At 69.5% G+C, this 24,676-nt stretch carries 24 protein-coding genes and 1 CRISPR repeat array; of the genes, 16 read left to right on the forward strand and 8 right to left on the reverse strand.

Annotated elements, in window-relative coordinates:
• Positions 1-14 precede the first annotated feature (14 nt).
• On the forward strand, positions 15-1,541 hold the full coding sequence (locus QM782_RS09650) for an aldehyde dehydrogenase family protein (protein ID WP_415202703.1): 1,527 nt from the start codon (positions 15-17) through the stop codon (positions 1,539-1,541).
• A gap of 91 nt (positions 1,542-1,632) precedes the next feature.
• Positions 1,633-2,883: a multifunctional CCA addition/repair protein gene (locus QM782_RS09655; RefSeq protein WP_415202704.1), complete on the forward strand. Its 1,251-nt coding sequence runs from the start codon at positions 1,633-1,635 to the stop codon at positions 2,881-2,883.
• 29 nt (positions 2,884-2,912) lie between these two features.
• Here QM782_RS09655 and QM782_RS09660 read toward each other — a convergent pair whose 3' ends face one another.
• The 4 genes from QM782_RS09660 to QM782_RS09675 form a co-directional block, all read right to left on the reverse strand.
• Positions 2,913-3,203, reverse strand: a complete 291-nt coding sequence (locus QM782_RS09660) for an H-NS family nucleoid-associated regulatory protein (RefSeq protein WP_415205619.1) — start codon at positions 3,201-3,203, stop codon at positions 2,913-2,915.
• 103 nt (positions 3,204-3,306) lie between these two features.
• Positions 3,307-4,266: an ROK family protein gene (locus QM782_RS09665; RefSeq protein WP_415202705.1), complete on the reverse strand. Its 960-nt coding sequence runs from the start codon at positions 4,264-4,266 to the stop codon at positions 3,307-3,309.
• A gap of 8 nt (positions 4,267-4,274) precedes the next feature.
• Entirely contained in the window at positions 4,275-4,469 is a 195-nt protein-coding gene (locus tag QM782_RS09670; protein ID WP_415202706.1) for a DUF2905 domain-containing protein, read from the reverse strand.
• Between the two features lie 4 nt (positions 4,470-4,473).
• On the reverse strand, positions 4,474-5,601 hold the full coding sequence (locus QM782_RS09675; protein WP_415202707.1) for a class I SAM-dependent methyltransferase: 1,128 nt from the start codon (positions 5,599-5,601) through the stop codon (positions 4,474-4,476).
• Between QM782_RS09675 and QM782_RS09680 the strand changes: the two genes are divergently transcribed.
• From QM782_RS09680 to cas3f, 10 genes are all read left to right on the forward strand, one after another.
• Positions 5,595-6,389: an SDR family oxidoreductase gene (locus tag QM782_RS09680; protein WP_415202708.1), complete on the forward strand. Its 795-nt coding sequence runs from the start codon at positions 5,595-5,597 to the stop codon at positions 6,387-6,389. The genes QM782_RS09675 and QM782_RS09680 overlap by 7 nt on opposite strands.
• A complete protein-coding gene (locus tag QM782_RS09685; RefSeq protein ID WP_415202709.1) occupies positions 6,386-6,760 on the forward strand; it encodes a dihydroneopterin aldolase in 375 nt (124 codons plus the stop codon). Before QM782_RS09680 ends, QM782_RS09685 begins: the two co-directional genes overlap by 4 nt.
• A gap of 113 nt (positions 6,761-6,873) precedes the next feature.
• Positions 6,874-7,809: a tRNA 2-thiocytidine(32) synthetase TtcA gene (gene ttcA / locus QM782_RS09690; RefSeq protein WP_415202710.1), complete on the forward strand. Its 936-nt coding sequence runs from the start codon at positions 6,874-6,876 to the stop codon at positions 7,807-7,809.
• Positions 7,810-7,835: 26 nt separating this feature from the next.
• On the forward strand, positions 7,836-8,468 hold the full coding sequence (locus tag QM782_RS09695; RefSeq protein ID WP_415202711.1) for a DUF4136 domain-containing protein: 633 nt from the start codon (positions 7,836-7,838) through the stop codon (positions 8,466-8,468).
• Between the two features lie 62 nt (positions 8,469-8,530).
• A complete protein-coding gene (locus QM782_RS09700; RefSeq protein ID WP_415202712.1) occupies positions 8,531-9,172 on the forward strand; it encodes a histidine phosphatase family protein in 642 nt (213 codons plus the stop codon).
• Between the two features lie 130 nt (positions 9,173-9,302).
• A complete protein-coding gene (locus QM782_RS09705; RefSeq protein WP_415202713.1) occupies positions 9,303-10,247 on the forward strand; it encodes a hypothetical protein in 945 nt (314 codons plus the stop codon).
• A 72-nt stretch (positions 10,248-10,319) separates the two neighbouring features.
• Positions 10,320-11,132 (forward strand): type I-F CRISPR-associated endonuclease Cas1f, encoded by an 813-nt coding sequence (cas1f, locus tag QM782_RS09710; RefSeq protein WP_415202714.1) that lies wholly within the window; start codon positions 10,320-10,322, stop codon positions 11,130-11,132.
• Entirely contained in the window at positions 11,117-11,311 is a 195-nt protein-coding gene (locus QM782_RS09715) for a hypothetical protein (protein WP_415202715.1), read from the forward strand. Before cas1f ends, QM782_RS09715 begins: the two co-directional genes overlap by 16 nt.
• A complete protein-coding gene (locus QM782_RS09720; protein WP_415202716.1) occupies positions 11,308-12,240 on the forward strand; it encodes a CRISPR-associated endonuclease Cas3'' in 933 nt (310 codons plus the stop codon). Before QM782_RS09715 ends, QM782_RS09720 begins: the two co-directional genes overlap by 4 nt.
• Positions 12,240-14,684: a type I-F CRISPR-associated helicase Cas3f gene (cas3f, locus tag QM782_RS09725; protein ID WP_415202717.1), complete on the forward strand. Its 2,445-nt coding sequence runs from the start codon at positions 12,240-12,242 to the stop codon at positions 14,682-14,684. The genes QM782_RS09720 and cas3f overlap by 1 nt, the downstream gene beginning before the upstream one ends.
• An 8-nt stretch (positions 14,685-14,692) precedes the next feature.
• Here cas3f and QM782_RS09730 read toward each other — a convergent pair whose 3' ends face one another.
• Both QM782_RS09730 and QM782_RS09735 read right to left on the reverse strand, forming a co-directional pair.
• The gene (locus QM782_RS09730) at positions 14,693-15,067 is read right to left on the reverse strand and encodes a DUF86 domain-containing protein (RefSeq protein ID WP_415202718.1); all 375 of its coding nucleotides are present in this window, start codon (positions 15,065-15,067) and stop codon (positions 14,693-14,695) included.
• Positions 15,064-15,354, reverse strand: a complete 291-nt coding sequence (locus QM782_RS09735; protein WP_415202719.1) for a nucleotidyltransferase family protein — start codon at positions 15,352-15,354, stop codon at positions 15,064-15,066. Before QM782_RS09735 ends, QM782_RS09730 begins: the two co-directional genes overlap by 4 nt.
• Positions 15,355-15,610: 256 nt before the next feature.
• Between QM782_RS09735 and csy1 the strand changes: the two genes are divergently transcribed.
• Genes csy1 through cas6f form a run of 4 tightly spaced genes read left to right on the forward strand, consistent with a single transcriptional unit; the run spans position 15,611 to position 19,656 of the window.
• The gene (gene csy1, locus QM782_RS09740) at positions 15,611-16,972 is read left to right on the forward strand and encodes a type I-F CRISPR-associated protein Csy1 (protein ID WP_415202720.1); all 1,362 of its coding nucleotides are present in this window, start codon (positions 15,611-15,613) and stop codon (positions 16,970-16,972) included.
• On the forward strand, positions 16,959-17,996 hold the full coding sequence (gene csy2, locus QM782_RS09745) for a type I-F CRISPR-associated protein Csy2 (RefSeq protein WP_415202721.1): 1,038 nt from the start codon (positions 16,959-16,961) through the stop codon (positions 17,994-17,996). The genes csy1 and csy2 overlap by 14 nt, the downstream gene beginning before the upstream one ends.
• A 31-nt stretch (positions 17,997-18,027) precedes the next feature.
• Positions 18,028-19,086 carry a type I-F CRISPR-associated protein Csy3 gene (gene csy3, locus QM782_RS09750; RefSeq protein WP_415202722.1) on the forward strand — a complete coding sequence of 353 codons (1,059 nt, stop codon included), beginning with the start codon at positions 18,028-18,030 and terminating at the stop codon, positions 19,084-19,086.
• Between the two features lie 3 nt (positions 19,087-19,089).
• Positions 19,090-19,656 carry a type I-F CRISPR-associated endoribonuclease Cas6/Csy4 gene (gene cas6f / locus QM782_RS09755; protein ID WP_415202723.1) on the forward strand — a complete coding sequence of 189 codons (567 nt, stop codon included), beginning with the start codon at positions 19,090-19,092 and terminating at the stop codon, positions 19,654-19,656.
• A 130-nt stretch (positions 19,657-19,786) separates the two neighbouring features.
• A CRISPR array of direct repeats spans positions 19,787-21,557; the repeat unit is 28 nt; unit sequence GTTCACTGCCGCATAGGCAGCTCAGAAA.
• 904 nt (positions 21,558-22,461) lie between these two features.
• On the opposite strand, the gene phhA is transcribed toward cas6f, so the two are convergent.
• Together phhA and hppD are read right to left on the reverse strand one after the other, a co-directional pair.
• Positions 22,462-23,355, reverse strand: coding sequence for a phenylalanine 4-monooxygenase (gene phhA, locus QM782_RS09760; RefSeq protein WP_415202724.1), 894 nt, complete (start codon positions 23,353-23,355; stop codon positions 22,462-22,464).
• 97 nt (positions 23,356-23,452) lie between these two features.
• Positions 23,453-24,550 (reverse strand): 4-hydroxyphenylpyruvate dioxygenase, encoded by a 1,098-nt coding sequence (gene hppD / locus QM782_RS09765; RefSeq protein WP_415202725.1) that lies wholly within the window; start codon positions 24,548-24,550, stop codon positions 23,453-23,455.
• Positions 24,551-24,676: the final 126 nt, after the last annotated feature.

A 24,676-nucleotide genomic window follows, 5' to 3' on the forward strand; every position in this document is an offset into this window, starting at 1 on the left:
GCAGGAGACATCCCATGGACATGTTCGAGCTCAAGCGCTTCAACCTCGACCTCGCCTACCCGTACAAGCAGCAGTACGACAACTTCATCGGCGGGAAATGGGTGGCGCCGGCCGCGGGCCGCTACTTCGACAACGTCTCGCCGATCACCGGCAAGCCGTTCTGCAAGGTGGCGCAGTCGGACGCCACCGACGTGGACCGTGCACTCGACGCCGCGCACGCCGCGCAGGACAAATGGGCCAAGACCCCGGTGGCCGAGCGCTCGAACATCCTGCTGCGCATCGCCGACCGCATGGAGCAGAACCTGGAGCTGCTGGCAGTGGCCGAGACCATCGACAACGGCAAGCCGCTGCGCGAGACCATGGTGGCCGACCTGCCGCTGGCGATCGACCACTTCCGCTACTTCGCCGGCTGCATCCGCGCGCAGGAAGGCGCCATTTCGGAGATCGACGAGACCACGGTGGCCTACCACTTCCACGAGCCCATCGGCGTGGTCGGGCAGATCATCCCGTGGAACTTCCCGCTGCTGATGGCCTGCTGGAAGCTGCCGCCGGCGCTGGCCGCGGGCTGCTGCGTGGTGCTGAAACCCGCCGAGCAGACGCCGGCGTCGATCATGGTGCTGATGGAGCTGATCGGCGACCTGCTGCCGCCGGGCGTGGTCAACGTGGTCAACGGCTTCGGCAAGGAGGCCGGCGAGGCCCTGGCGACCAGCCGGCGCATCGCCAAGATCGCCTTCACCGGCTCCACCGCCGTCGGCCAGCGCATCCTGCGCGCGGCCGCCGAGAGCCTGATCCCCTCCACCGTCGAGCTGGGCGGCAAGAGCCCCAACATCTTCTTCGCCGACGTGATGGACGCCGACGACGAGTTCCTCGACAAGGCCATGGAAGGCTTCGCCATGTTCGCGCTGAACCAGGGCGAGGTCTGCACCTGCCCGTCGCGCATGCTGATCCAGGAGTCGGTGTACGAGCGCTTCATCGAGCGCGCCGTGGAGCGCGTGCAGAAGATGAAGCAGGGCCACCCGCTCGACCGCAGCACCATGGTCGGCGCCCAGGTGTCGCAGCAGCAGATGGAGCGCATCCTGGGCTACATCGACATCGGCCGCCAGGAGGGCGCGCAGTGCCTCACCGGCGGCGAGCGCAACCGGCCCGGCCAGGAGCTGGACGAGGGCTTCTTCGTCAAGCCCACGCTGCTGTTCGGCCGGAACGACATGCGCGTGTTCCAGGAGGAGATCTTCGGCCCCGTGGCCTCGGTCACCACCTTCAAGACCATGGAGGAAGCCGTCGCCATCGCCAACGACACCACCTACGGCCTGGGCGCCGGCGTGTGGACGCGCAACGGCACGCAGGCCTACCAGATGGGCCGCGCGATCCAGGCCGGGCGCGTGTGGACCAACTGCTACCACCTGTATCCGGCGCACGCGGCCTTCGGCGGCTACAAGAAGTCCGGCATCGGGCGCGAGACGCACAAGATGGCGCTGTCCAACTACCAGCAGACCAAGAACCTGCTGGTCAGCTACAGCCCGAAGGCGCTGGGCTTCTTCTGAATGGCCGGCACCCGTGGGGCCGGGCGCCCCGCGGGTGCCGCGCATGCGGGGCGCATGCGCCCCGGCATCGCACGGTTACTACACTGCCGCGATGCAGATCTTCCAGGTGGGCGGCGCGGTGCGCGACGCGATGATGGGCCTGCCGGTGCACGACCGGGACTGGGTGGTGGTCGGCGCCACGCCGCAGCAGATGCTGGACGCCGGCTACCTGCCGGTCGGCAAGGACTTTCCGGTGTTCCTGCATCCGCAGACGCACGAGGAATACGCGCTGGCCCGTACCGAGCGCAAGACCGCGCGCGGCTACCACGGCTTCGCGTTCCACACCGCGCCGGACGTCACGCTGGAGCAGGATCTGGCACGCCGCGACCTGACCATCAACGCGATGGCGCTGCCGCCCGGCGCCCGGGGGTGGCAGGGCCTGGTCGACCCCTACGGCGGCGCGCGCGACCTGCAGGCCCGGGTGCTGCGCCACGTGTCCGAGGCCTTCCGCGAGGACCCGGTGCGCATCCTGCGGCTGGCGCGCTTCGCCGCGCGCTTCGCCGACTTCACGGTGGCGCCCGCGACCCAGGCGCTGATGCGGCAGATGGTGGACGAGGGCGAGGTCGATGCGCTGGTGCCCGAGCGCGTCTGGCAGGAACTCGCGCGCGGCCTGATGGAGCCGCGGCCCTCGCGCATGTTCGAGGTGCTGCGCGGCTGCGGCGCGCTGGCCCGGCTGCTGCCCGAGGTCGACGCGCTGTGGGGCGTGCCGCAGCCCCCCGATCACCACCCCGAGGTGGACGCCGGCGTGCACCTGATGCTGGTGCTGGACCTGGCCGCGCGGCTGGAGGCACCGCTGCCGGTGCGCTTCGCGTGCCTGTGCCACGACCTGGGCAAGGCCGCGACGCCGGCCGATCTGTTGCCGAGCCACCACGGCCACGAGTTGCGCAGTGCCCAGCTGCTGGCCGGCCTGTGCGGCCGGCTGCGCGTGCCGAATGAATGCCGCGAGCTGGCCGATCTCGTCGCGCGCGAGCACGGCAACATCCACCGTTCCATGGAATTGGGCGCCGCCGCCATGCTGCGCCTGTTCGAGCGCTGCGATGCGATCCGCAAGCCGGCGCGATTCGAGGCGGCGCTGCTGGCCTGCGAATGCGACGCCCGCGGGCGCGCGGGCCGCCAGGAGGACGAATATCCCCAGGCGAAGCGTTTGGCGGAGGGTTTGCGCGCGGCACTGGCCGTGCCGACCGACGTCATATCGGCACAGGCGCTGGCGCAGGGGCGAAAGGGGCCGGAAATCGGCGACCGGATCTGGCAGGCCCGGGTGCGGGCGCTGGAGGAATATCTCCGGCCGGCCGCGGCGGTGTGACGCCGCGGCGCGGTGCGCGAGAGCGCGGATCAGTCGATCAGATATTCCTCGCGGTTCTTGCCCTCGATCCACTTCGGGGGCTTGCCGCGGCCGGTCCAGGTTGCGCCGGTGGCCTTGTCGCGGTACTTGGGGGCGACCTTGGTGCCGGCGGTGCTGGCGCCCTTGCCGCGGCGGCCGAACACGTCGTCCGGCGTCAGGCCATATTCAGCCACGATCGCGCGGACTTTGTCGACGGCCTCCTGATTCTCGCGTTGCCTGGCTTGCTCGATCTGCTGATTCAGCTGCTCGCGCTGCTGCAGCAATTCCTTGTAAGTGCTCATTGCGTCCATCCATTTTCCCTGCCGGTCCCTGGCAGGCCGGCGCATTATAGGAAAAACCGGCGGCGCAGGTGAATGGGTGCCGGGCGGTGCGGATATTCCCGGGTTAATCGGCCGCCGGATTCGTCCAATCGGGCGCCAGGGCCAGCGCCGCATAATCGCCCACCTGGTCTTTCAGGCCGGCCTCGTGCAGCAAAACGCCCTGCGTCAACGGCGGCAAATGGGCCTGCACGATGGATTGCAGCCGTGGCAGCAAATACGCGCGGTGGTGCCAGAACACGCTGCCGCCCAGGCTGATGCGCGAGAGATCCAGGGTGGCGACCAGGTTGTAGAGCAGGCGGCCCAGCACGCGGCACAGGCCGTCGACGATCGCCTCGGCCGCGGCGTCGCCCTGGCGAGCGCGGGCCATCCAGTGCGCGGCGTCGGCACCGAAACGGCGCGCGATGGCATTGCCGGCCACCAGCGCTTCCACGTCGCCGACGTTGCCGCAGCCGCACAGGGCCGCGTCGTCGTCGCTGACGAAGGTGTGGCCGGCATGCCCGGCATTGCCGTTCTTGCCGCGCAGCACGCGGCCGTCCACGCACAGGCCCACGCCGATGCCGGTGCTCCAGGTCACGTAGGCGCAGTGGTCCTGGCCTTGCAACGCGCCCCAGCGGCGCTCGGCTTCCAGCGCGGCCACGCAGTCGTTCTCCACGCGCAGGTGCGCGAAGCGATGGGCCAGGGGAGCCTCGATCGGCACGCGGGTCCAGTCGTTCGGCAGTCCGCGCGCGGGGCCGGCGATGCCGCCGCAGATGTTGGGCGTGGCCAGCGCGATGCGCCCGTCCTCCATCACGAACGGGCCGGCCGAGGACACGCCGGCCGAGCGCACCCGGGCCGGATCGACGCCGGCCTCGGCGCAGGCCGCGTCCAGCAGCCGCAGGATCTGCCGCGCCAGCGCCTCGGGCGGGCCGGTCTTGGCGGTCGGCTCGCTCTGGCGCGCCAGGATGGCGGGCAGCGCGCCCGGCGGCGCCGGCGCGGCCAGGCCGACGGCTACCTTGGTGCCGCCGATGTCGATGCAGGCTTTCATGTGCGTTCTCAGATCAGCTTGGCGATCAGGCTGGCGACGGCACTGAGCAGCACGGTGCTCGTCAGCGGGACCGACCAGTCGCGGCCGAACAGCCGGAAGTGCAGGTCGCCCGGCAGCCGGCCGAAGCCCAGCTTGGCCAGCAGGGGCTGCAGCCAGTTGATCAGCATCAAGGCCAGGAAGACGACGAGCAGCCAGCGCAGCATGGGGTCAGAGCGTGTGGCTGCGGTCGCCCTGCACGAAGCCGACGGCGTCCCAGGGCGCGACGCCCCGGGACAGCGCCAGCACCTTGAACAGCTCGCCCATCTCGTGCTCGGCGATCAGCCGGTGCGCCATCGCGCGCTGCGGCAGCGGCGCATCCTGCATGAACCGGGGCAGGCCGCAGTTGATCAGGAAGCGGGCCTGGCTGGCGTAGCCCAGCACGTTCCAGCCGGCGTCCTGCGCGGCCACGGCGACGGCGCTGAAGTCCACGTGCGCCGTGATGTCCTTGGCGCCGACGTCGGCCAGCGGGTCGGCGTCGGCGCGGTGGGCTTGGTGGCACATCAGCGTGCCGGCGCTGCGCTGGGGGTGGTAGTACTCGGCCTCGGGAAAGCCGTAGTCGATCCACAGCGCTGCGCCGCGGGCGACGTGGCCGGCCAGCGTGCGCACGAAGGCCTGGGCCTGCGGGCCGATCTCGGTCAGGTAATCGTGCGTGCCGGGGATCGCGACCGGCGGGCGCAGCGCGGTCGGCCGGTCCCGCCAGGCCAGCGCGCCGGCCTGCAGCGCCACGCCGCGCTCGTGCCACTGCCCGCCCACGCGGTGCAACAGGCGCACCGGCATCGCGTCCAGCACCTCGTTGCCGACCAGCACGCCGTCGATGCGGTCGGGCAGCGCGTCGGCCCACCGCACCCGGCCGGCGTGCACGGCCAGCCGCGCCTGCTGGCGGGCGCGCAGCGTGCCCGAGAGGTCGACGATGGTGTAGCGCCGCACGCGCTCGCCCAGGCTGTCCAGCAGCTGCGCGGCCAGCGCGCCGGTGCCGGCGCCGAACTCCCAGACCTCGTCGGTGCCGGTGCGCTCCAGCGCCTCGGCCACCTGCACCGCCAGCGTGCGGCCGAACAGCGGCGAGAGCTCGGGCGCCGTCACGAAATCGCTGCCCTGCTGCGGCATCGCGCCGAACTTGGGCTGCGCGTTCGCGTAGTAGCCCAGGCCCGGCGCATACAGCGCCAGCGCCATGAAGCGGTCGAACGGCAGCCAGCCGCCGGCGGCGTCGATGGCCTGGGCGATGCGGTCCTGCAGCGCGGGGCTTCCAGTAGGATGCGCAGTCTTTTCGTGCACCGCAGGATTCTCGCCGAATGACATCCGCTCCCCGCACGGTGCTGGTCACCGGCGCCGGCCGCCGGCTCGGCCGCGCCATCGCGCTGGAACTGGCCGGTGCCGGCTGGCAGGTGGCCGTGCACTACCGCAGCTCCGAGGCCGACGCGCGGCGGACCGTGGCCGACTGCGCCGCGTGCCCGGCCGCCGCCGGCCGCCGCCATGCCGCATTCGCCTGCGACCTGGCGGATGAAAGCGCCACGCGCGCGCTGCTGCCGCAAGTGGAGGCCGCGCTCGGGCCGGTCGACGCGGTGGTGAACAACGCCTCGCTGTTCGAGCAGGACAGCGTGGCGGACTTCGGCTATGCCGCCATGGAGCGCCATTGGCGCGGCAACACCGGCGCGCCCATCGTGCTGGCGCAGCAGCTGCACCGGCTGCTGGCGGCGCGCGCCGCGCCGCCGTGCAGCGGTGCCGTGGTGAACCTGCTGGACCAGAAGCTGTGGAATCCGAATCCCGACTTCCTGAGCTACACGCTGTCCAAGGCCGCGCTGGAGGCCGCCACCACGCTGCTGGCCCAGGCGCTGGCGCCGTTGGTGCGCGTGGTGGGCGTGGCGCCCGGCCTGACGCTGACCAGCCACCTGCTGAGCGACGACGAGTTCGCCGCGCGCCATCGGCTGTCGCCGCTGGGCCGCTCGTCCACGCCCGGGGACGTGGCCGCGGCGGTGCGCTTCGCGCTGGAGAACCAGTCCATCACCGGCACCACGCTGCTGGTCGACGGCGGCCAGCACCTGATGAAATTCGAGCGGGATTTCTCGCTGATGGGAAAGCCGTCATGACGATCAACGCCGCCGGCAACCAGACGCTGCACCTGACCGGGCTGCGCTTCGACGCCAACCTGGGCATCCTCGCCTCCGAGAAGACGGCGCCGCAGCCGATCCAGGTCGACGCCGAGCTGAACCTCGGCACCCAGCCGCTGCGCCCGCGCGACGACGACATCACCCACGTGCTGGACTACCGCAAGGTGCGCCAGATCATCATCGACGAGTGCACGGCCGAGCACGTGAACCTGCTGGAGAGCCTGATCGGCAAGCTGGCGCAGCGGCTGATGCAGCTGCCCGGCGTGCTGGGCGTGCGCGTGAGGATCGCCAAGCTGGAGATCTTCGAGGACTGCGAGGTCGCGATCCGGGTCGAAGCCGGGCAGTGGTGAGGGCCCAGGCCGGCCCCGGGCGCGCGCCTGGGCAGCCGTCCGCGCGCCCTGGCAGAAGGCGCCGATCCCCTGCGGGCGCGCACCGGCGCCGGCTTCGCGGAAAATCCGCGTCCATGAACGCCGTCTGGACCGCCGAAGACCCCGCCGCCACCGAGGCGCCCGCTGCCGCCGCCGCGCCGCTGAAGATCGAGCGCGAGCACCACAAGCTGGAGAAACGCCTGTGCCGCCTGGCCGGCCAGGCCATCGTGGACTACAACATGATCGAGGCCGGCGACAAGGTCATGGTCTGCATGTCCGGCGGCAAGGACAGCTACGGCATGCTGGACATCCTGCTCAAGCTGCGCCGGCGCGCGCCGGTCGGCTTCGACATCGTGGCCGTGAACCTGGACCAGAAGCAGCCCGGCTTCCCCGAGCACGTGCTGCCCGAGTACCTGCGCAGCGTCGGCGTGCCGTTCCACATCGAGGAGCAGGACACCTACAGCATCGTCAAGCGCATCGTGCCCGAGGGCAAGACCACCTGCGGCCTGTGCAGCCGGCTGCGCCGCGGCATCCTGTACCGCGTGGCCGGCGAGCTGGGCGCGACCAAGATCGCGCTGGGCCACCACCGCGACGATATCCTGCAGACCGTGTTCCTGAACATGTTCTTCGGCGCCAAGCTCAAGGGCATGCCGCCCAAGCTGGTCAGCGACGACGGCCGCCACATCGTGATCCGCCCGCTGGCCTACGTGCCCGAGCGCGATCTGGCGCGCTGGGCCGCGCACCGCGGCTTCCCCATCATCCCCTGCACGCTGTGCGGCAGCCAGGAGAACGCGCAGCGCAAGCAGGTCGCCGCGCTGCTGCAGGAATGGGAGAAGAAATTCCCCGGCCGCGTGCAGAACATGTTCACCGCGCTGCAGAACGTCGTGCCCTCGCACCTGATGGATGGAACGCACTACGACTTCAAGGGTCTGAAGGCCACCGGGGTGCCCGATCCGGCGGGCGACAAGGCGTTCGACGCCGAGGAGATCGCGGCCCCCGTCGCACCGCTGATGCAGGTCGTCCGGCTCTGACGGCGGCACTTTCCCGGGAGATGACGATGCGAACCCTGATGCGAACGATCCTGGCCGCGGGCGGTGCCGCCGCGGTGCTGCTGCTGGCGGGCTGCGCCACCAGCACCCATTGGGTCGTCGAGAACGACGTGCAGACCTTCTCGCAGCTGAGCGCGGTGCCCGTGCCGGCCACCTACCGCTTCGAGCGGCTGCCCTCGCAGCAGGCCTCCGCGCAGGAGCAGGCCCGCATCGAGGCCGCCGCCGAGCCGGCGCTGGCCAAGGCCGGCTGGGTGCGCGACGAGGCCGCGCCCCGCTACAGCGTGCAGGTGGACAGCGGCGTGCAGGCCTCCACGCAGGTGGTCGATCCCTGGCTGTATGGCCGCTTCGGGCCCTGGGGACCGTACGGCCGGCCCTTCGGCCCCTATGGCTGGGGGCCGTACTGGGGCTACCCGTACGGCATGTGGGACCAGAGCTACGTGCTGCGCGAGGTCAGCGTGGTGATCCGCGAGCTGTCGAACCAGCGCGTGGTCTACGAGACGCGCGCCTTGCACGAATCGCGCTGGCCGTCCGACCCGGCCGTGCTGGCGCCGATGTTCGACGCCGCGCTCAGCAGCTTCCCGCAGCCGCCGGCCGGCGTGCGCCGCGTGAACATCACCGTGCCGCGCGCCGGCGCGCAGTGAACCTGCTGCCGGGTGGGTCTTTCGAAATCGCCTGAAGGAGGCGGCTCCTAGAATCCTCGCGGATGGACGCCACCCGCATCGTCGCCATCCGCCATGGCGAAACGGCCTGGAACGTGGATACGCGCATCCAGGGCCACCTGGACATCCCGCTGAACGACACCGGCCGCTGGCAGGCCCGCCGGCTCGGTGCCGCGCTGGCCGGCGAGCCGCTGGCGGCGGTCTACGCCAGCGACCTGGCCCGCGCGTTCCAGACCGCCCACGCCGTGGCCGATGCCGCCGGCCTCGCGGTGGCGCCCGAGCCCGGCCTGCGCGAGCGCGCGTTCGGCCGCTTCGAGGGCCGCACCTTCGCCGAGATCGAGGCCGACTGGCCCGACCAGGCCCTGCTGTGGCGGCGCCGCGACCCGGCCTTCGCGCCCCCGGGCGGCGAATCGCTGCTGGCGTTCCGCGCGCGCGTCGTCGACACGCTGAACCGGCTGGCCGCGCGCCATCCGGGCGAGCAGATCGCGCTGGTCGGCCACGGCGGCGTGATGGACGTGCTGTACCGAGCCGCCACCGGCCAGGAACTGCAGGCGCCGCGCACCTGGGCGCTCGGCAACGCCGCGATCAACCGCCTGCTGTGGACGCCGCAGGGCCTGACCCTGGTCGGCTGGGCCGATACCGGCCACCTGGACGCCGCCGCGCTGGTGGACGAGGGTTCCTGTTGACGGATCCGGCCGCCGCGGGACGACCGGGCGGCGTGGCGCGATGGGCGGCGGCCGGCGGCCGCTTCTTCCCGGGCAAGAAATGTTCTGATGGCGACAGCGCACGCCTGGATGCGCAAGGAGATTTATCGACATGCTCAATCGTCTGACTCGTTCCCTGGCCGCCGTGGCCGTTTTCGCCCTCTGGAGCCTGGGGCTCGCGAACTCTGCCGCCGCCGCGGTGCTGGAGGTCGGCCCCGGCCGCGCCTACACCAGCATCGGCGCGGCCGCACGCGCCGCGAAGGACGGCGACACGGTGCAGGTGCGGGCCGGCGAGTACCGGGCCGACGTCGCCGTGTGGACGCAGCGTCGGCTGGACATCCGCGCCGTGGGCGGCCGCGCGCGCCTCGTCGCCAATGGCGCCTACGCCGAAGGCAAGGGCATCTGGGTCGTGCGCGGCGGTGACATCCGCGTGCAGGGCTTCGACTTCGTGGGTGCCCGCGTGCCCGACCGCAACGGCGCCGGCATCCGCTTCGAGCGCGGCCAGCTGACCGTGGTGGACTGCCTGTTCGAGGACAACGAGAACGGCATCCTGACCGGTGCCGATCCGCTGGCCGAACTGGCGATCGAGCGCAGCGTGTTCCGCTCCAACGGTGCCGGCGATGGCTACAGCCACAACCTCTACGTGGGCCGCATCGCGCGCCTGACGGTCAAGAACAGCGAGTTCCGCGACGCCCGCGTCGGCCACCTGCTCAAGAGCCGCGCCGCGGCCACCGACATCCGCGACAGCCAGTTCGTCGACAGCGACGCCGGCCAGACCAGCTACCAGTTGGAATTCCCGAACGGCGGCGTGGTCACGGTCAGCGGCAGCCGCGTCCGGCAGGGGCCGGCCACCAGCAACTCGACCATGGTGTCGTACGGCGCCGAAGGCTACAACTGGCCGACCAACGAGCTGGTGATGCGCAACAACACGCTGGTCGACGACCGGCCGTCCAACGGTGTCTACCTGCGCGTGCGCGCCGGCGACCGCAAGGTCGTGCTGGAAGGCAACCGCCTGGAAGGCACCAGCCGCACGCGCGCGAAGGTGCTGACCTACTGACGTCCCTCCCCGGGGGGACGGACCCGCCGCGATGCCGTCGCGGCGCGGGGGATGTTCCAGAATCGGCGGGCCATGGATGATTTCAGCCCGTCGGACCTCAAGGCCATCCTGCACTCCAAGCGGGCCAACCTGTACTGCCTGGAGCACTGCCGCGTGCTCGTCAACGGCGGCCGCGTCGAGTACGTGACCGACGCGGGCCAACGCCAGCTGTACTGGAACATCCCGATCGCCAACACCACCTCGCTGCTGCTGGGCACCGGTACCTCGGTCACCCAGGCGGCGATGCGCGAACTGGCCAAGGCCGGCGTGCTGGTCGGCTTTTGCGGCGGAGGCGGCACGCCGCTGTTCTCGGCCGGCGAGGTCGACGTCGACGTGGCCTGGCGCACGCCGCAGAGCGAATACCGGCCCACCGAATACCTGCAGCACTGGGTGCGCTTCTGGTTCGACGACGCGCTGCGGCTGGCCGCGGCCAAGGCCTTCCAGCGCGCCCGCCTGCGGCGCATCGCCACGCAGTGGCTCAGGAGCAAGGCGTTGAAGGACGCCGGCTTCGCCATCGACGCCGCGGCGCTGGAGGCCGCGCTGGCCGCCTCGCTGCGCGCCATCGACGCGGCGCCCGACAACACCTTCCTGCTCACCGAGGAAGCGCGCCTGAGCAAGCAGCTGTTCAGGCTCGCCGCGCAGGCGACGCAGTACGGCGCGTTCACGCGCGCCCAGCGCGGCCAGGGCGCGGACCCGGCCAACCGTTTCCTCGACCACGGCAACTACCTGGCCTACGGCCTGGGCGCCACCGCCACCTGGGTGCTGGGCCTGCCGCACGGCCTGGCGGTACTGCACGGCAAGACGCGCCGCGGTGGCCTGGTGTGTTCGACGTGGCCGACCTGGTGAAGGGCGCCACCATCCTGCCGCTGGCCTTCGTCGCCGCCGTGCGCGGCGACGAGGAGCAGGACTTCCGCCGCGCCTGCATCGAGAGCCTGACACGTGGCGAGGCGCTGGACTTCATGATCGACACCGTCAAGGCCGTGGCCGAGCAGACCGGTCGGCTGGCGCAGACGAAGAGCGCATGAACGTCCTGCTCATCGCGCAGTGCGACAAGCGCGCGCTGACCGAGACCCGCCGCATCCTGGACCAGTTCGCCGAGCGCCGCGGCGAGCGCACCTGGCAGACCCCGATCACCCAGGACGGCCTGGACACGCTGCGCCGCCTGCTGCGCAGGACCGCGCGCAAGAACACGGCCGTGGCCTGCCACTGGATCCGCGGGCTGGACCACAGCGAGCTGCTGTGGATCGTCGGCGACAGGCGCCGCTTCAACGCCGAAGGCGCGGTGCCCACCAACACCACGCGGCGCAACGTGCTGCGCGCGCGCGACGAGAACGACTGGCACACCGGCGAGGACATCCGGCTGCTGGCCACGCTGGCCGCGCTGCTGCATGACCTGGGCAAGGCCACGGCCGCGTTCCAGCAGCGCCTGCAGGGCAAGGGCGCGCTCACGCGCAACCTGTACCGGCATGAATGGGTCTCGCTGCGCCTGTTCCAGGCCTTCGTCGGCCAGGACGACGACGCCACCTGGCTGGCCCGGCTGGCCGCGCCCGGCCCGCAGGACGATGCCCACTGGCTGGACCGGCTGCAGTGCGACGGCATGGGGGCGCCTTGCGACAAGCCGTTCGACACACTGCCGCCGCTGGCCCGGGCCGTGGGCTGGCTGGTGCTGACGCACCACCGCCTGCCGGTCAAGCCCGGCGGTCGCTGGCTGGGCCAGCCGCTGGACAAGTTGAGCCCGGCCGACATGGCCGGCCTGCTGGCCCAGGTGGATGCCGAGTGGAACGAGCGGCGCAGCACCGACGATCCCCAAGCCCTGGCGCCGTACTGGGAGTTTCCGCAGGGGCTGCCGGTCACCACCGGGGCCTGGCGCCAGTGTGCGGCCCGCGTCGCGCGGGGGTTGCAGGCGCTGGTCGGGCAGCCCGGCCAAGGCGACTGGCTGGGCACCCGTACCTGATGCACGTGGCGCGGCTGGTGCTGATGCTGGCCGACCACCACTATTCCAGCCTGATCGATCCGCAGGACCCGCAGCGTGTGCGAGGCCTGCCCGGCTCACCGCTGGTGGCCAACACCAAGTTCGATGCGCAAGGCCGGCGCGTGCCCAACCAGGCGCTGGACGAGCACCTGCTGGGCGTGGCCAACCACAGCACCGAGCTGTGCCATGCCCTGCCGCGCTTCGAGCAGCACCTGCCGCGCCTGGCCTGCCACGAGGGCCTGGAGAAGCGCAGCGACGATCCGCGCTTCCGCTGGCAGGACCACGCCGCCGACACCGCTGCCGGCATGCGCGAGGCCGCCGCCCAGGGCGGCGCCTTCATCGTCAACATGGCGTCCACCGGTTGCGGCAAGACATTGGCCAATGCGCGCGTGATGTACGCGCTGGCCGACCCGCAGCTCGGCATGCGCTGCAGCTTCGCATTGGGGCTGCGCACGCTGACGCTGCAAACCGGGCGCGCCTATCGCCAGACCCTGAAGCTGGACGACGACCAACTGGCCATCCGCGTCGGCGGCGCGGCCAGCCGCGAGCTGTTCGAGCATTACGCCGCGCTGGCCGAGGCAAGCGGCTCGGCCTCGGCGCAGTCCTTGCTGGACGACGGCAGCGAAGACGGCCGGCAGGACGACGACGCCGGCGGCGTGCTGTTCGAGGGCGACGCCAGCCATCCGCTGCTGGCCAGGGCCTTCCGCAACCCGGCGATGCGCAAGCTGCTGGCCGCCCCGGTGCTGGCCTGTACGGTCGACCACCTGGTGCCCGCCACCGAAAGCCAGCGCGGCGGCGCCCAGATCGGCCCGATGCTGCGGCTGATGAGCGCCGACCTGGTCATCGACGAGCTGGACGACTTCGACATCGACGACCTGCCCGCCGTGGCCCGGCTGGTGCACTGGGCCGGCATGCTGGGAGCGCGGGTGCTGGTGTCCTCGGCCACCTTGCCGCCGGCCCTGGTGCGGGGCATGTTCGAGGCCTACCGTGATGGCCGCAGCCTGTACGCCCGCAACCGCGGCCAGCGGCCTGGCCAGCAAGCGCTCGTGGCCTGCGCGTGGATCGACGAGTTCGACCAGCGCCGCCTGGATTGCGCTGACAGCGCCAGCTTTGTGCGTGAGCACGACGCCTTCGTCGCCCGCCGCTACGACGCCCTGGTGCAGGCACCACCACGCCGCCGCATGGAACTGCTGCCCTTCGCGCCTTCCCCCGCGCCCGGCCAGCAGGGTCGGCCGGACCTGAACACCGTGGCCGCGCAGCGCATCCTGGAAGCGATCACCACGCTGCACCACCGCCATGCGGAGACCGACCCGGTGACCGGCCGCCGCGTCAGCATCGGGCTGGTGCGCATGGCCAACATCGAGCCGCTGGTGGAGGTGGCGCTGGCCCTGTACCGGCTGGGCGCGCCACCGGGCCTGCGGCTGCACCTGTGCGCGTACCACGCGCGCTATCCGCTGCTGATGCGCTCGGCCATCGAGCGCGTGCTCGACCGCGTGCTGGACCGGCGCGACCCGCAGGCCTTGTTCACCCAGGCCGAAGTGCGCGAACGGCTGGACGCGCACGACGAAGCCGACCAGATGTTCGTGGTGCTCGGCAGCCCGGTCACGGAAGTGGGCAGGGACCACTCGTACAGCTGGGCGGTGGTCGAGCCCTCGTCGATGCGCTCGTTGATCCAGCTGGTCGGCCGGGTGTGGCGGCACCAGCCCGAGCGGGTGTGCGCCGAGCCCAACGTCATCGTGCTGGACCACAACCTGCGCTTCTGGCGCCGGCCGGACGGCCCCGCGTTCTGCCGGCCGGGTTTCGAAACGAAAGTGGACTGGCCCTTGCCGCGCAAGCCTCTGGGTGAACTGCTGCGCGACAGCGAGCGCGACGTGATCGACGCCCGCTCACGCATCCGCATGCGCAAGAAGCTGCAACCCAGGCTCAGCCTTGTCGATCTGGAGCATGCGCGGCTGCAGGCCACGATGCTGGGCGGGGGCGCCGGGGACCCGCCCATCCGCGACCTGTGCGCGCACCACTGGTGGACGCTGCCGCGCACCGATGGGCTGATGGCGGCCGTGCTGCAGCAACAGCAGCCGTTCCGGCGCCATGCCGGTGCCGAGGTGGACGCCTGCCTGATGCCCGATGAGGAGGGCGAGCGTCTGCATCTCTGCACGGTGCTGCCCGAGCACGAGCGTCGGCAGGGCGAAAGCCAGCCCTACATCGAGGTGGACCGCCTGTTGACGCAACTGCCCGACAGCGTGGTGCTGGGCGAGCGCATCGCCCCCTGGGCCGTGCCCGACTACCTGGCCGAACTGACGGCGCTGGCGCAGCATCGAGGCCGACCGCTGCAGGCCTGCGGCCAGCGCTATGGCCAGGTGACGCTGCCGGAGCACGACCGCGGCTGGCGCTTCCACCCGGCGCTGGGTTTCAGCAAGCGCATGTAAAGCGAGATTTAAGGCAGAGTGTCATGACCTGCCAGCGCGTCGGCCTCGGCAATGACGGCAGGCAGCGCGGCGAGCAAGTCGGGTAGCGACTGGGTGACTGTGTCCCAGACCAGATCGGTGTCGATCGACGCGTACCCGTGTGCGACCTGGTTGCGGACGGCGCGCCATGGCACTTGCGGATGCGCCAAGGCAAAGGCGGCATGGCGATCCATCACCCGGGCCGCCGCTTCGCCCAGCATCACGACGTTGAAGAACACCGCCTGCTGAGTGCGTACATCGGCCAGAAAGCCTGCGCGATCCATGCCTGCCGTGTACTGCAACGTTTGCTTCGCCGCAGCCAGCATGTCGCGAACATGGTCGGCCAGGCGCTTCTCACGCTTCATACCGGCTGGGCCTCGGCCAGCACCTGAGCGCGGAAGGTTTCCGGTAGACCCTTGGGCGTGCGCAGATCCACGGGTACGCCGAGCAGGCCTTCCAGTTCGGCCTGCAGGCCGCCAAGGTCGAACAGCGTGGTGCCGGGCAGTGGATCGACCAACAAGTCGAGATCGCTGCCCTCGGTGTCACTGCCGTGCAGCACCGAGCCAAAGATGCGCGGATTGGTCACCTTGAACCGGCTGGTCAGGTGACGGATGGCGTCACGCTTGTCGCGGACGGAGTCGGACGGTTTCATGGGGCGGCCTATGCGGCAGTTACAGTCCCGCTCAACAGATGAAGGTGGGGCCGGATGGCCCCACCCGCTTCTGCCGCACCCCAGGCCGGCAAGCCTGGTCCCTCAACCCGTTGGCAAACAAAGTCAGGAGGCTATCGTGCGTAGCAACCACGTCAACAGAACTGCCTGAAGCCCGCTAAGCGCGGGCAAGGCGCCCCGATGCCGTTGGCGCATCGGGGCATTCTATGGATCTACATCCTCACTTTGAAGGATTGGTATGCCTCATTCTGTTTCCGGGCGTGTGGCGGCGCTTCGGCTGTCCATCGAGCGCTTCCTCCAGGAGCGCCTGGACGCCAAGCTCAAGCCGCTGAAGCCCGATGACCCCAAGCGTCAGGAATTGCCGGCGCGATACGTCCCTCAAGTTTGGATCCCCGACGCGGCGCGCTGCGCCCGCCAGATCCAGAGGGTGACCCACGTGCTCAAGGCCACGCACCCCGATGCGCTCGGCACCAGTCTGTATACGCCGCCGCCCACGCTGCCGCAGCACCCATTGGTGGGCAGCCATTGCCTGGGCGACGATTTCACAGAGGACGTGACGGGCAATGCGCCCGCGCTCTACGTCTACCAGTTCCTGCGCGTGGAACATGACGGCTGCAGCCTGCTGGCGCTGCTGCAGGCCGGCGATGCCGACCTGCTGGCCGCGTTCAGCGACGATCCGGTCGAGGCGCAAGCCTGGGCCGAAGCCTTCATCGGCATCACGCAGGCGGGGGAGAAACCAGCCTCGCACACCCTGGCCAAGCAGGTGTACTGGCATGTGGGCGGTGACCCGTCCGACGACGAGGCCTACCACCTGCTGGCGCCGCTGCGCGCCAGTTCACTGGCGCATGCGGTGCACGCCACGATCACCGAGCACCGCTTCGGCGACGAGGCCAAGCAGGCCAGGCAGGCGCGGCGCGATGGTGTGTACAGCGACACGGTGCTGCACGAGTACCCGCAGATCGCGGTGCAGAAGCTGGGCGGTACCAATCCACAAAACATCAGCCAGCTCAACAGCGAGCGCCGCGGCATGAACTACCTGCTGGCCGGCCTGCCACCGCGCTGGGAGACCAGCGAGCTGCCGTTGCCGCTGCGCACCACGGATGCCATGCGCAGCTTTGGCCGCCTGCGTGAGGTGCGGCGCCTGGTGCGGGAGCTGGCAGCCTTCTTGAAGGCCGGCCCGCGCAGCATCATGTCCACCCGCGACAGCCGCGACGTGTGGACCGACACCCTGGTAGACGAACTGCTGCACTACGCCCACTCGCTGGCCCTGCTGCACCCGCCGGGCTGGAGCGCAGACGAGCGCTGCGAGCTGCCCGAGCACCAGCGCCTGTGGCTGGACCCATACCGGGCGGTGGAGGATGACGAGTTCTCCCGCGCCTGGCACCGCAAGGACTGGATGGAACAGGTCTACGAGGACTTCGCGCAGTGGCTGAACGGGCGCCTGACCGCGCTGGCCGGCCTGCCCGTGGGTGACCCCGAGAGCCGCCACTGGGCCCAGGGCTTTGAAGACGAGCAGGAGCTGCGGTGGCAAACCGACCAGTTCCGCCGCCGCATCGCCAAGCTGCAGGCGCTGAAAGGGGGCCTCGATGGCGACCGCTGAGCCGCCGGTGATCGATGCCCTGCTGGTGCTGCCGCGGTTGCGCATCCAGAACGCCAATGCCATCTCCAGCCCGCTGACCTGGGGCTTTCCGGCGATCTCGGGCTTCCTCGGGCTGATGCAGGCGGTGCAGCGCAAGCTGCCGGCAGATTGCGGCCTGCGCTTCGTGGGCGTTGGGGTGGTGTGCCATGACTTCCAGGCGCAGACCACGGGCGGCTACACCCGGCAGTTCAACCTGACGCGCAACCCGGTGAAAAAGAACGGCAGCACCGCCGCCATCGTGGAAGAGGGGCGCATCCACCTGGACCTGACGCTGGTGTTCGGCGTGCGGTTCGCCGAAGGGCTGCCCCGCGACGAGGCCGAGCGCCAGCGGCGTGCCGCCCAGGTGGCCGAGCGGGTGGCGGGCATGCGCGTGGCCGGCGGCAGCGTGGTGCCGCCGCTGCGCCGCCTGCCCGAGGCACTGCGCCGGCCGCGCCTGGTGGCCTTCGACGTGGGCGGCGATGCGCAGGCCGAGTTGTTCCGCCAGGAGCGCCGGCGGTGGCTGCCCGGCTTCGCGCTGGTCTCGCGCGACGACCTGCTGGCATCGCATCTGGCCCTGCTGCGCCGGCGCCAGCCCCAGGCCAGCCTGCTGGACGCCTGGCTGGACTTGTCGCGCCTGAACCTGCGCGCCGAGCCGCCGGAGCCCGAGGACGCCACCACGGGCCGCGCCGCCCGCAAGCCGGTGGCCTGGCGGGCCGACCGCCGCCCCGGCTGGCTGGTGCCCATGCCGGTGGGTTACGGCGCGTTGAGCGAGCTGCACCCGCCCGGCAGCGTGGCGCGTGCGCGCGACCGTGTCACGCCGTTCCGCTTCGTCGAAAGCCTGTACGGCATCGGCCAATGGATCAGCCCGCACCGGCTGCAACTGCCCACCGACCTGCTGTGGACTGCCTGGGCCGATCCGGCCCGGGGCCTGTACCGCTGCGTCAACCACTTTGTTCGCCCCGCCACGCTGCACGACGAAGACGTGCTGCTGGACGAAGGGTTCTGAGCCTCGACCATTCATCAGGAAATTCACCACCATGGCCACCACCAAACTGGAAACCGCCTCCGTCCTCGCCTTCGAACGCAAGCTGGATCCCTCCGACGCGCTGATGCACGCCGGCACCTGGCAGGCACGGGCCGACGCCGCAGCCTGGACGCCGATCGCGCTGCGCGAGAAATCGGTGCGCGGCACCATCTCCAACCGCTTGAAAGCCGGCGAGCAAGACCCGGCCAAGCTGGATGCCTCGATCCAGAAGCCCAACCTGCAGACCGTGGACGTGGCCGCGCTGCCGGCCGAGGCCGACACCTTGCGGGTGCGCTTCAGCCTGCGGGTGCTGGGCGGTGCGGGCACGCCCTCGGCCTGCAACAACGCCGACTATCGCGCCAAGCTGCTGGCCACGGTGGAGGGCTACAAGCAGGCCCAGGGCTTTGGCGAGCTGGCCCGCCGCTATGCCGCCAACCTGGCCAACGGCCGCTTCCTGTGGCGCAACCGCGTGGGGGCCGAGCAGGTGGAGGTGCAGATCGCGCAGCTGGTGGACGGTGCCGCCGCCAAACGCTGGGTCTTCGACGCACTGCAACTGCCGCTGCGCCGCTTTGACGGTGCTGGTGGCGCGGCGCTGGACGAACTGGCCGCGCTGATCGCCGAAGGCCTGGCCGTCGACCGCCACGTGCTGCTGGAGGTGACCGCGTTCGTGCGCCTGGGCGCAGGGCAGGAGGTGTTCCCGTCGCAGGAACTCGTCCTGGACCGCAGCCGTGGTGACAAGAGCAAGACCCTCTACGAGGTGGACAAGGTCGCCGCCATCCACTCGCAGAAGATCGGCAACGCCATCCGCACCATCGACACCTGGTACCCCGGCGCGGACGGGCAGGGCCCGATCGCGGTGGAGCCCTACGGCTCGGTCACCACCGAAGGCAAGGCCTATCGCCAACCCAACCCGGGCAAGGACGAGGACGGCAAGCCCAAGGAAAAGCTGGACTTCTACAACCTGCTGGACAACTGGCTGCTGAAGGACAAGGCGCCCGCCGTGGAGCAGCAGCACTTCGTCGTCGCCACGCTGATCCGCGGCGGCGTGTTCGGCGATTCGGGCAAGGAGTGAGCGGTGGACCACTACCTCGACCTGCGGCTGCTGGCGGACGCGGAGACAGCGCCATCCGTGCTGATGAACGCGCTGTTCGGCAGGCTGCATGGGGTGTTGGCGGCGCACGCCGGCGGTGCGGACGCAGGCATCGGCGTCAGCTTTCCGCGCGTGGACGGGCGGCGGCTCGGCGACGTGCTGCGCCTGCACGGGCCGCAGCCGGCCCTGGCGCCGTTCCATGCGGGCGCCTGGCTGGTGGCCTTGCGCGACCACGTGGCCGTCGAGGCCGTTCGCCCGGTGCCGTCGGACGCCCGCCACCGGGTGGTCCGCCGCGTCCAGGCCAAGAGCGGCGCAGCCCGGCTGCGCCGCCGCCTGATGCGGCGCCACGGTATCGACGAGGCCGAAGCGCTGCAGCGCATTCCCGACAGCGTCGAGCAGCGCCTGGACCTGCCGTATCTGCAGCTGCGCAGTGCCAGCACCGGCCAGCACTTCAGGCTGTTCGTCGAGCACGGCGCCATCGGTACCGTGCCGCGTGCCGGCACCTTCAACGCCTACGGCCTGAGCGACCACGCCACGGTGCCCTGGTTTTGACCCTTTTTCCGACCGGCCGCCCGGCGCCCAGCTGCATCAAGGACTTGGCGCCGCCGCCGGAACTTGGGTCGGACGGCCGAACCGGCGGGATTCTGCTGTCCCGGCAAGGGGTTACGCGGGTTGCGGGTTAGTTCACTGCCGCATAGGCAGCTCAGAAAGGGAGAGCCCCCGCATTTTCCTCCTGGCACAGGTTCACTGCCGCATAGGCAGCTCAGAAATCCAGGAACGCGGCGCGCCCGAAGAGAATGACGTTCACTGCCGCATAGGCAGCTCAGAAACTGGTAGCCCGTGCTGCTGGCCGCGCCCCGGTCGTTCACTGCCGCATAGGCAGCTCAGAAATTCATCCGATGCCTGCGTCACGCTTGCCCGACGTTCACTGCCGCATAGGCAGCTCAGAAAAGCTCCCTGCGCACGGCCTCCATCGCGTCGATGTTCACTGCCGCATAGGCAGCTCAGAAATGATGACCCGGCTGGACAGGGGCAACGTGCTGGTTCACTGCCGCATAGGCAGCTCAGAAAATGCCCATTCGCGTCAGCGCGCGCGCGACGGCGTTCACTGCCGCATAGGCAGCTCAGAAATGGCCAGGTGCACCAACAACTTGTCGCGCTGGGTTCACTGCCGCATAGGCAGCTCAGAAATGCACGAACCGCAGGTAGTCCGCATCGCGAGCGTTCACTGCCGCATAGGCAGCTCAGAAAGTCACGCGGTCAGCGTATAGTGGCCCCAGCTCGTTCACTGCCGCATAGGCAGCTCAGAAAGTGACGGCGGGCGAGTCTTTCAGCCCCAGAACGTTCACTGCCGCATAGGCAGCTCAGAAACCTTGAATTGCCGGGGCTTATCGACCTCCAGGGTTCACTGCCGCATAGGCAGCTCAGAAAATATCTTCTGGAACTCGTCCACCACGATCAGAGTTCACTGCCGCATAGGCAGCTCAGAAAGTCGTGGCTCGGCCAATCAAGCCGCACGCTATGTTCACTGCCGCATAGGCAGCTCAGAAAGTGCCCCAGCGTACCGGCAAGCCCGCCTAGCAGTTCACTGCCGCATAGGCAGCTCAGAAACGGATCAACGACCGCTCGAACTGAGCGACAGCGTTCACTGCCGCATAGGCAGCTCAGAAAGGAAGGCGGTAAGCCCGGCGACCCGATCCCGCGTTCACTGCCGCATAGGCAGCTCAGAAAATCGGCAACAACTCGGCCCCGGAGTGGACTGTGTTCACTGCCGCATAGGCAGCTCAGAAAGACCCCAGCTTGCTGTTGATCGGCGTCGCGGCGTTCACTGCCGCATAGGCAGCTCAGAAAACAGCGTCGCTGGGATCGGTGTAAATGAACGAGTTCACTGTCGCATAGGCAGCTCAGAAAACCGGGCTTTCCGGGTTGCGCCGGTTCCACTTGTTCACTGCCGCATAGGCAGCTCAGAAAGTCACCTGCCAGCGCTCGTCGGACCAGTCGGGCGTTCACTGCCGCATAGGCAGCTCAGAAATGGAGCTGATCAAGCCGCTCACTGTCTCGGTGGTTCACTGCCGCATAGGCAGCTCAGAAAATCCGCCGTAGTACGAGTTCTTGAACACCCACGTTCACTGCCGCATAGGCAGCTCAGAAAGGGTACGTCGTCCACGGCTGATCGGCGGGTTTGTTCACTGCCGCATAGGCAGCTCAGAAATCCGTCACCGTGGTGGCCGCAGGGATGAACGCGTTCACTGCCGCATAGGCAGCTCAGAAAACAAAATATTGTCGTGCGCGCAGTCAAACTGTAGTTCACTGCCGCATAGGCAGCTCAGAAATTGTACGATCGGATCAAGGCCGGCCTGTTCACGTTCACTGCCGCATAGGCAGCTCAGAAATCCGATCGAGCACCGCCTCCATGGCCGATTCAGTTCACTGCCGCATAGGCAGCTCAGAAAATTTTCTGCCCGGGTTCTTTTTCGACGTGAGGGCTCACTGTCGCGTAGATACTTCAGAAAACCACAAGCTTGGTCTAACTCACCGCTTTGCGGCTCACTGCCACATTGCATAAGGAGACGCTGAAAAATAGGTCCCAGCAGGCACAGCGCCTGCATGCGTGAAGGCACCGCAAGTCATAGTTCCGCCGAGATGAATCGACGTAGCTTTTCCAATGCCGAGTGCGCGATAAAGAACAAGCGCACGCGGCGCGAACTGAGCTGCCTATGCGGCAGTGCACTCCCGGACATCCATCCGGCTGGAATAGGGACTTTTCTGAGCTGCCTATGCGGCAGTGAACTTTTCCGGCCATACGACGTGTGCGCCCAATTTTTTCTGAGCTGCCTATGCGGCAGTGAACGTATGTGCGCGACCTGGTTAAGCCGATGGTCATTTTCTGAGCTGCCTATGCGGCAGTGAACAACACTCCCACGGCGAACTCCACGCGCTTTGCTTTCTGAGCTGCCTATGCGGCAGTGAACTGACGTTCTACCGGCCGCTCGCCGATCTGGCCTTTCTGAGCTGCCTATGCGGCAGTGAACGTTCGACGAACCCGTCTTCAACCGCCGACACTTTTCTGAGCTGCCTATGCGGCAGTGAACCGCGGGGCGAGGCAGGTTCTCGTCGTGGCCATTTTCTGAGCTGCCTATGCGGCAGTGAACGTCAGCAGCAGCCGCGCCTCCGGGGTTTCAGGTTTCTGAGCTGCCTATGCGGCAACTCAGAAAAGCGGTCCGGTTACGACGGACGAAGTCGGCGGGTTCACTGCCGCGCAGACAGTTCAGCCCAGCCCGCCAAGTGTGTGTCCGCAGGCCTGCCTTCGTCCCGTGCGCCTGCGGTCCGCATCCCTGGGTGCCGCCGCGGCGGTGCTTACGCCTCCCCCGCGCGCCTGCCGGCGTGGTAGCGGCCGGTGCCGCGGGCCAGCACGGTGTCGCCGTCCAGCACCTCGCCGGGCTGCAGCTCGGCCGCCTGCGCCGCGCGCGCGTAGTGGGGGGCGAAGTCGATCTGCGCCAGCGCCAGCAGCTCGTCCAGGCTGTCGAGCACGAAGTAGGTCTCCTGGAAGTCGTCGATGCGGTAGCGCGTGCGCATCACGCGCTCCAGGTCGAAGCGGATGCGGTTGGGCGAGTCGTCCTCCACCGAGAACACGGTCTCGGTGGCCGAGGAGGCGATGCCGGCGCCGTAGATGCGCGGTGCGCCGCCTTCTTCGCGCACCAGGCCGAACTCCACCGTGTACCAGTAGACGCGCGCCAGCTGCGGCAGCACGCCCAGCTGCCTGGCGCGCAGGCCGCCCTGGCCGTAGGCCTGGATGAAGCCGGCGATGACCGGGTTGGCCAGCATCGGCACGTGGCCGAACACGTCGTGGAACACGTCGGGCTCTTCCAGGTAGTCCAGCTGGTGCGGCTGGCGGATGAAGCGCCCGGCGGGAAAGCGGCGGTTCGCCAGGTGCTCGAAGAACACGTCGTCCGGCACCAGGCCGGGCACGGCCACGATCTGCCAGCCGGTGCGCTGCATCAGCGCCTCGGAGAGCCGGCCGAAGTCCGGGATGCGGTCGGCGCCGATCGGCAGCTCGGCCATGCCGCGCATGAACGCCGCGCAGGCGCGGCCGGGCAGCAGCCGGCTCTGGCGTTCGTACAGGGTCTTCCAGACGGCGTGCTCTTCGGCCGTGTAGTGCTCCCAGCGCTGGTCGACGGTCCAGTCCGGCCGCTCGGGGCGGTCGCCGCCGGCCAGGCCGTGCTTGCCGGATCTCGGGGCGGGCTCGTGCATGGTCGTGCTCCTCGGCGGGTTGGACCGCCGGCGGCGGTGATCGTTCGGTTCCGCCGCGCGGCGGCGGCAGCAGCCAGGGGAGCGGTTGCGCGCCGGTTCAGGCCTCGTGCGTCCCCGCCGCCTCCAGCACGCCGCGGTTGATCTGGTCGCGCTCCAGGGACTCGAACAAGGCCTTGAAGTTGCCCTCGCCGAAGCCCTCGCGGTAGTTGCCCTTGCGCTCGATGAACTCGAAGAACACCGGCCCGAGCAGCGGCTCGGAGAAGATCTGCAGCAGCAGGCGCGGGTTGCCGCCCTCGGTCGTGCCGTCCAGCAGGATGCCGCGCGCCTGCAGCTCGCCCACCGGCTGGCCGTGGCCGGGCAGGCGCTTCTCCAGGTTCTGGTAGTAGACGTCGTTGGGTGCGGTCAGCAGCGGGATGCCGGCCATCTGCAGCCGGTCGATGGCGTCCGGCAGGTCCTCGCACAGCAGCGCGATGTGCTGGATACCTTCGCCGTTGAACTGCATCAGGAACTCCTCGATCTGCCCGCCGCCCTGCCGGGCCTCCTCGTTCAGCGGGATGCGGATCAGGCCGTCCGGCGCCGTCATGGCCTTGCTGGTCAGGCCCGTGTACTCGCCCTTGATGTCGAAGTAGCGGATCTCCCGGAAATTGAACAGCCTGCCGTAGAAGTCGGCCCAGTAGCCCATGCGGCCGCGGTACACGTTGTGCGTGAGGTGGTCCACCAGCGCGAAGCCGTGCCCTGGCGGGCGCCGGTCCACGCCGGGCAGGAACTCGAAGTCGATGTCGTAGATGCTCTTGCCGTCCTCGAAGCGGTCGATCAGGTACAGCGGCGCGCCGCCGATGCCCTTGATGGCCGGCAGGTGCAGTTCCATCGGGCCGGTGGGGATGTCCACCGGCTGCGCGCCCAGTTCGAGCGCGCGGTTGTAGGCCTTGTGCGAATCCCGGACGCGGAACGCCAGGCCGCAGGCCGACGGGCCGTGCTCGGCCGCGAAGTAGGCGGCCTGGCTCCTGGGCTCGCGGTTGATGATGAAGTTGATGTGGCCCTGGCGGTACAGCGACACGTCCTTGGAGCGGTGGCGCGCCACTTCGGTGAAGCCCAGCTTCTCGAACAGCGGCTCGAGCACGCCGGGCGCGGGCGAGGCGAACTCCACGAACTCGAAGCCGCACAGGCCCATGGGGTTGTCGAACAGGTCGGCCATTGGAGGACTCCTTCAGGTGGGGCGGGGATGTCGGTGATTTTGCAGTATCAATAAATTATTATTGCATAGAGTTTCTGCCGATGGACAGGACGGCGGAAGGCGGGTATCAGGCTTCCATATCAATTT

The sequence above is a fragment of the Pseudorhodoferax sp. genome (genome assembly GCF_047601025.1).
Lineage (GTDB): Bacteria > Pseudomonadota > Gammaproteobacteria > Burkholderiales > Burkholderiaceae_C > Pseudorhodoferax.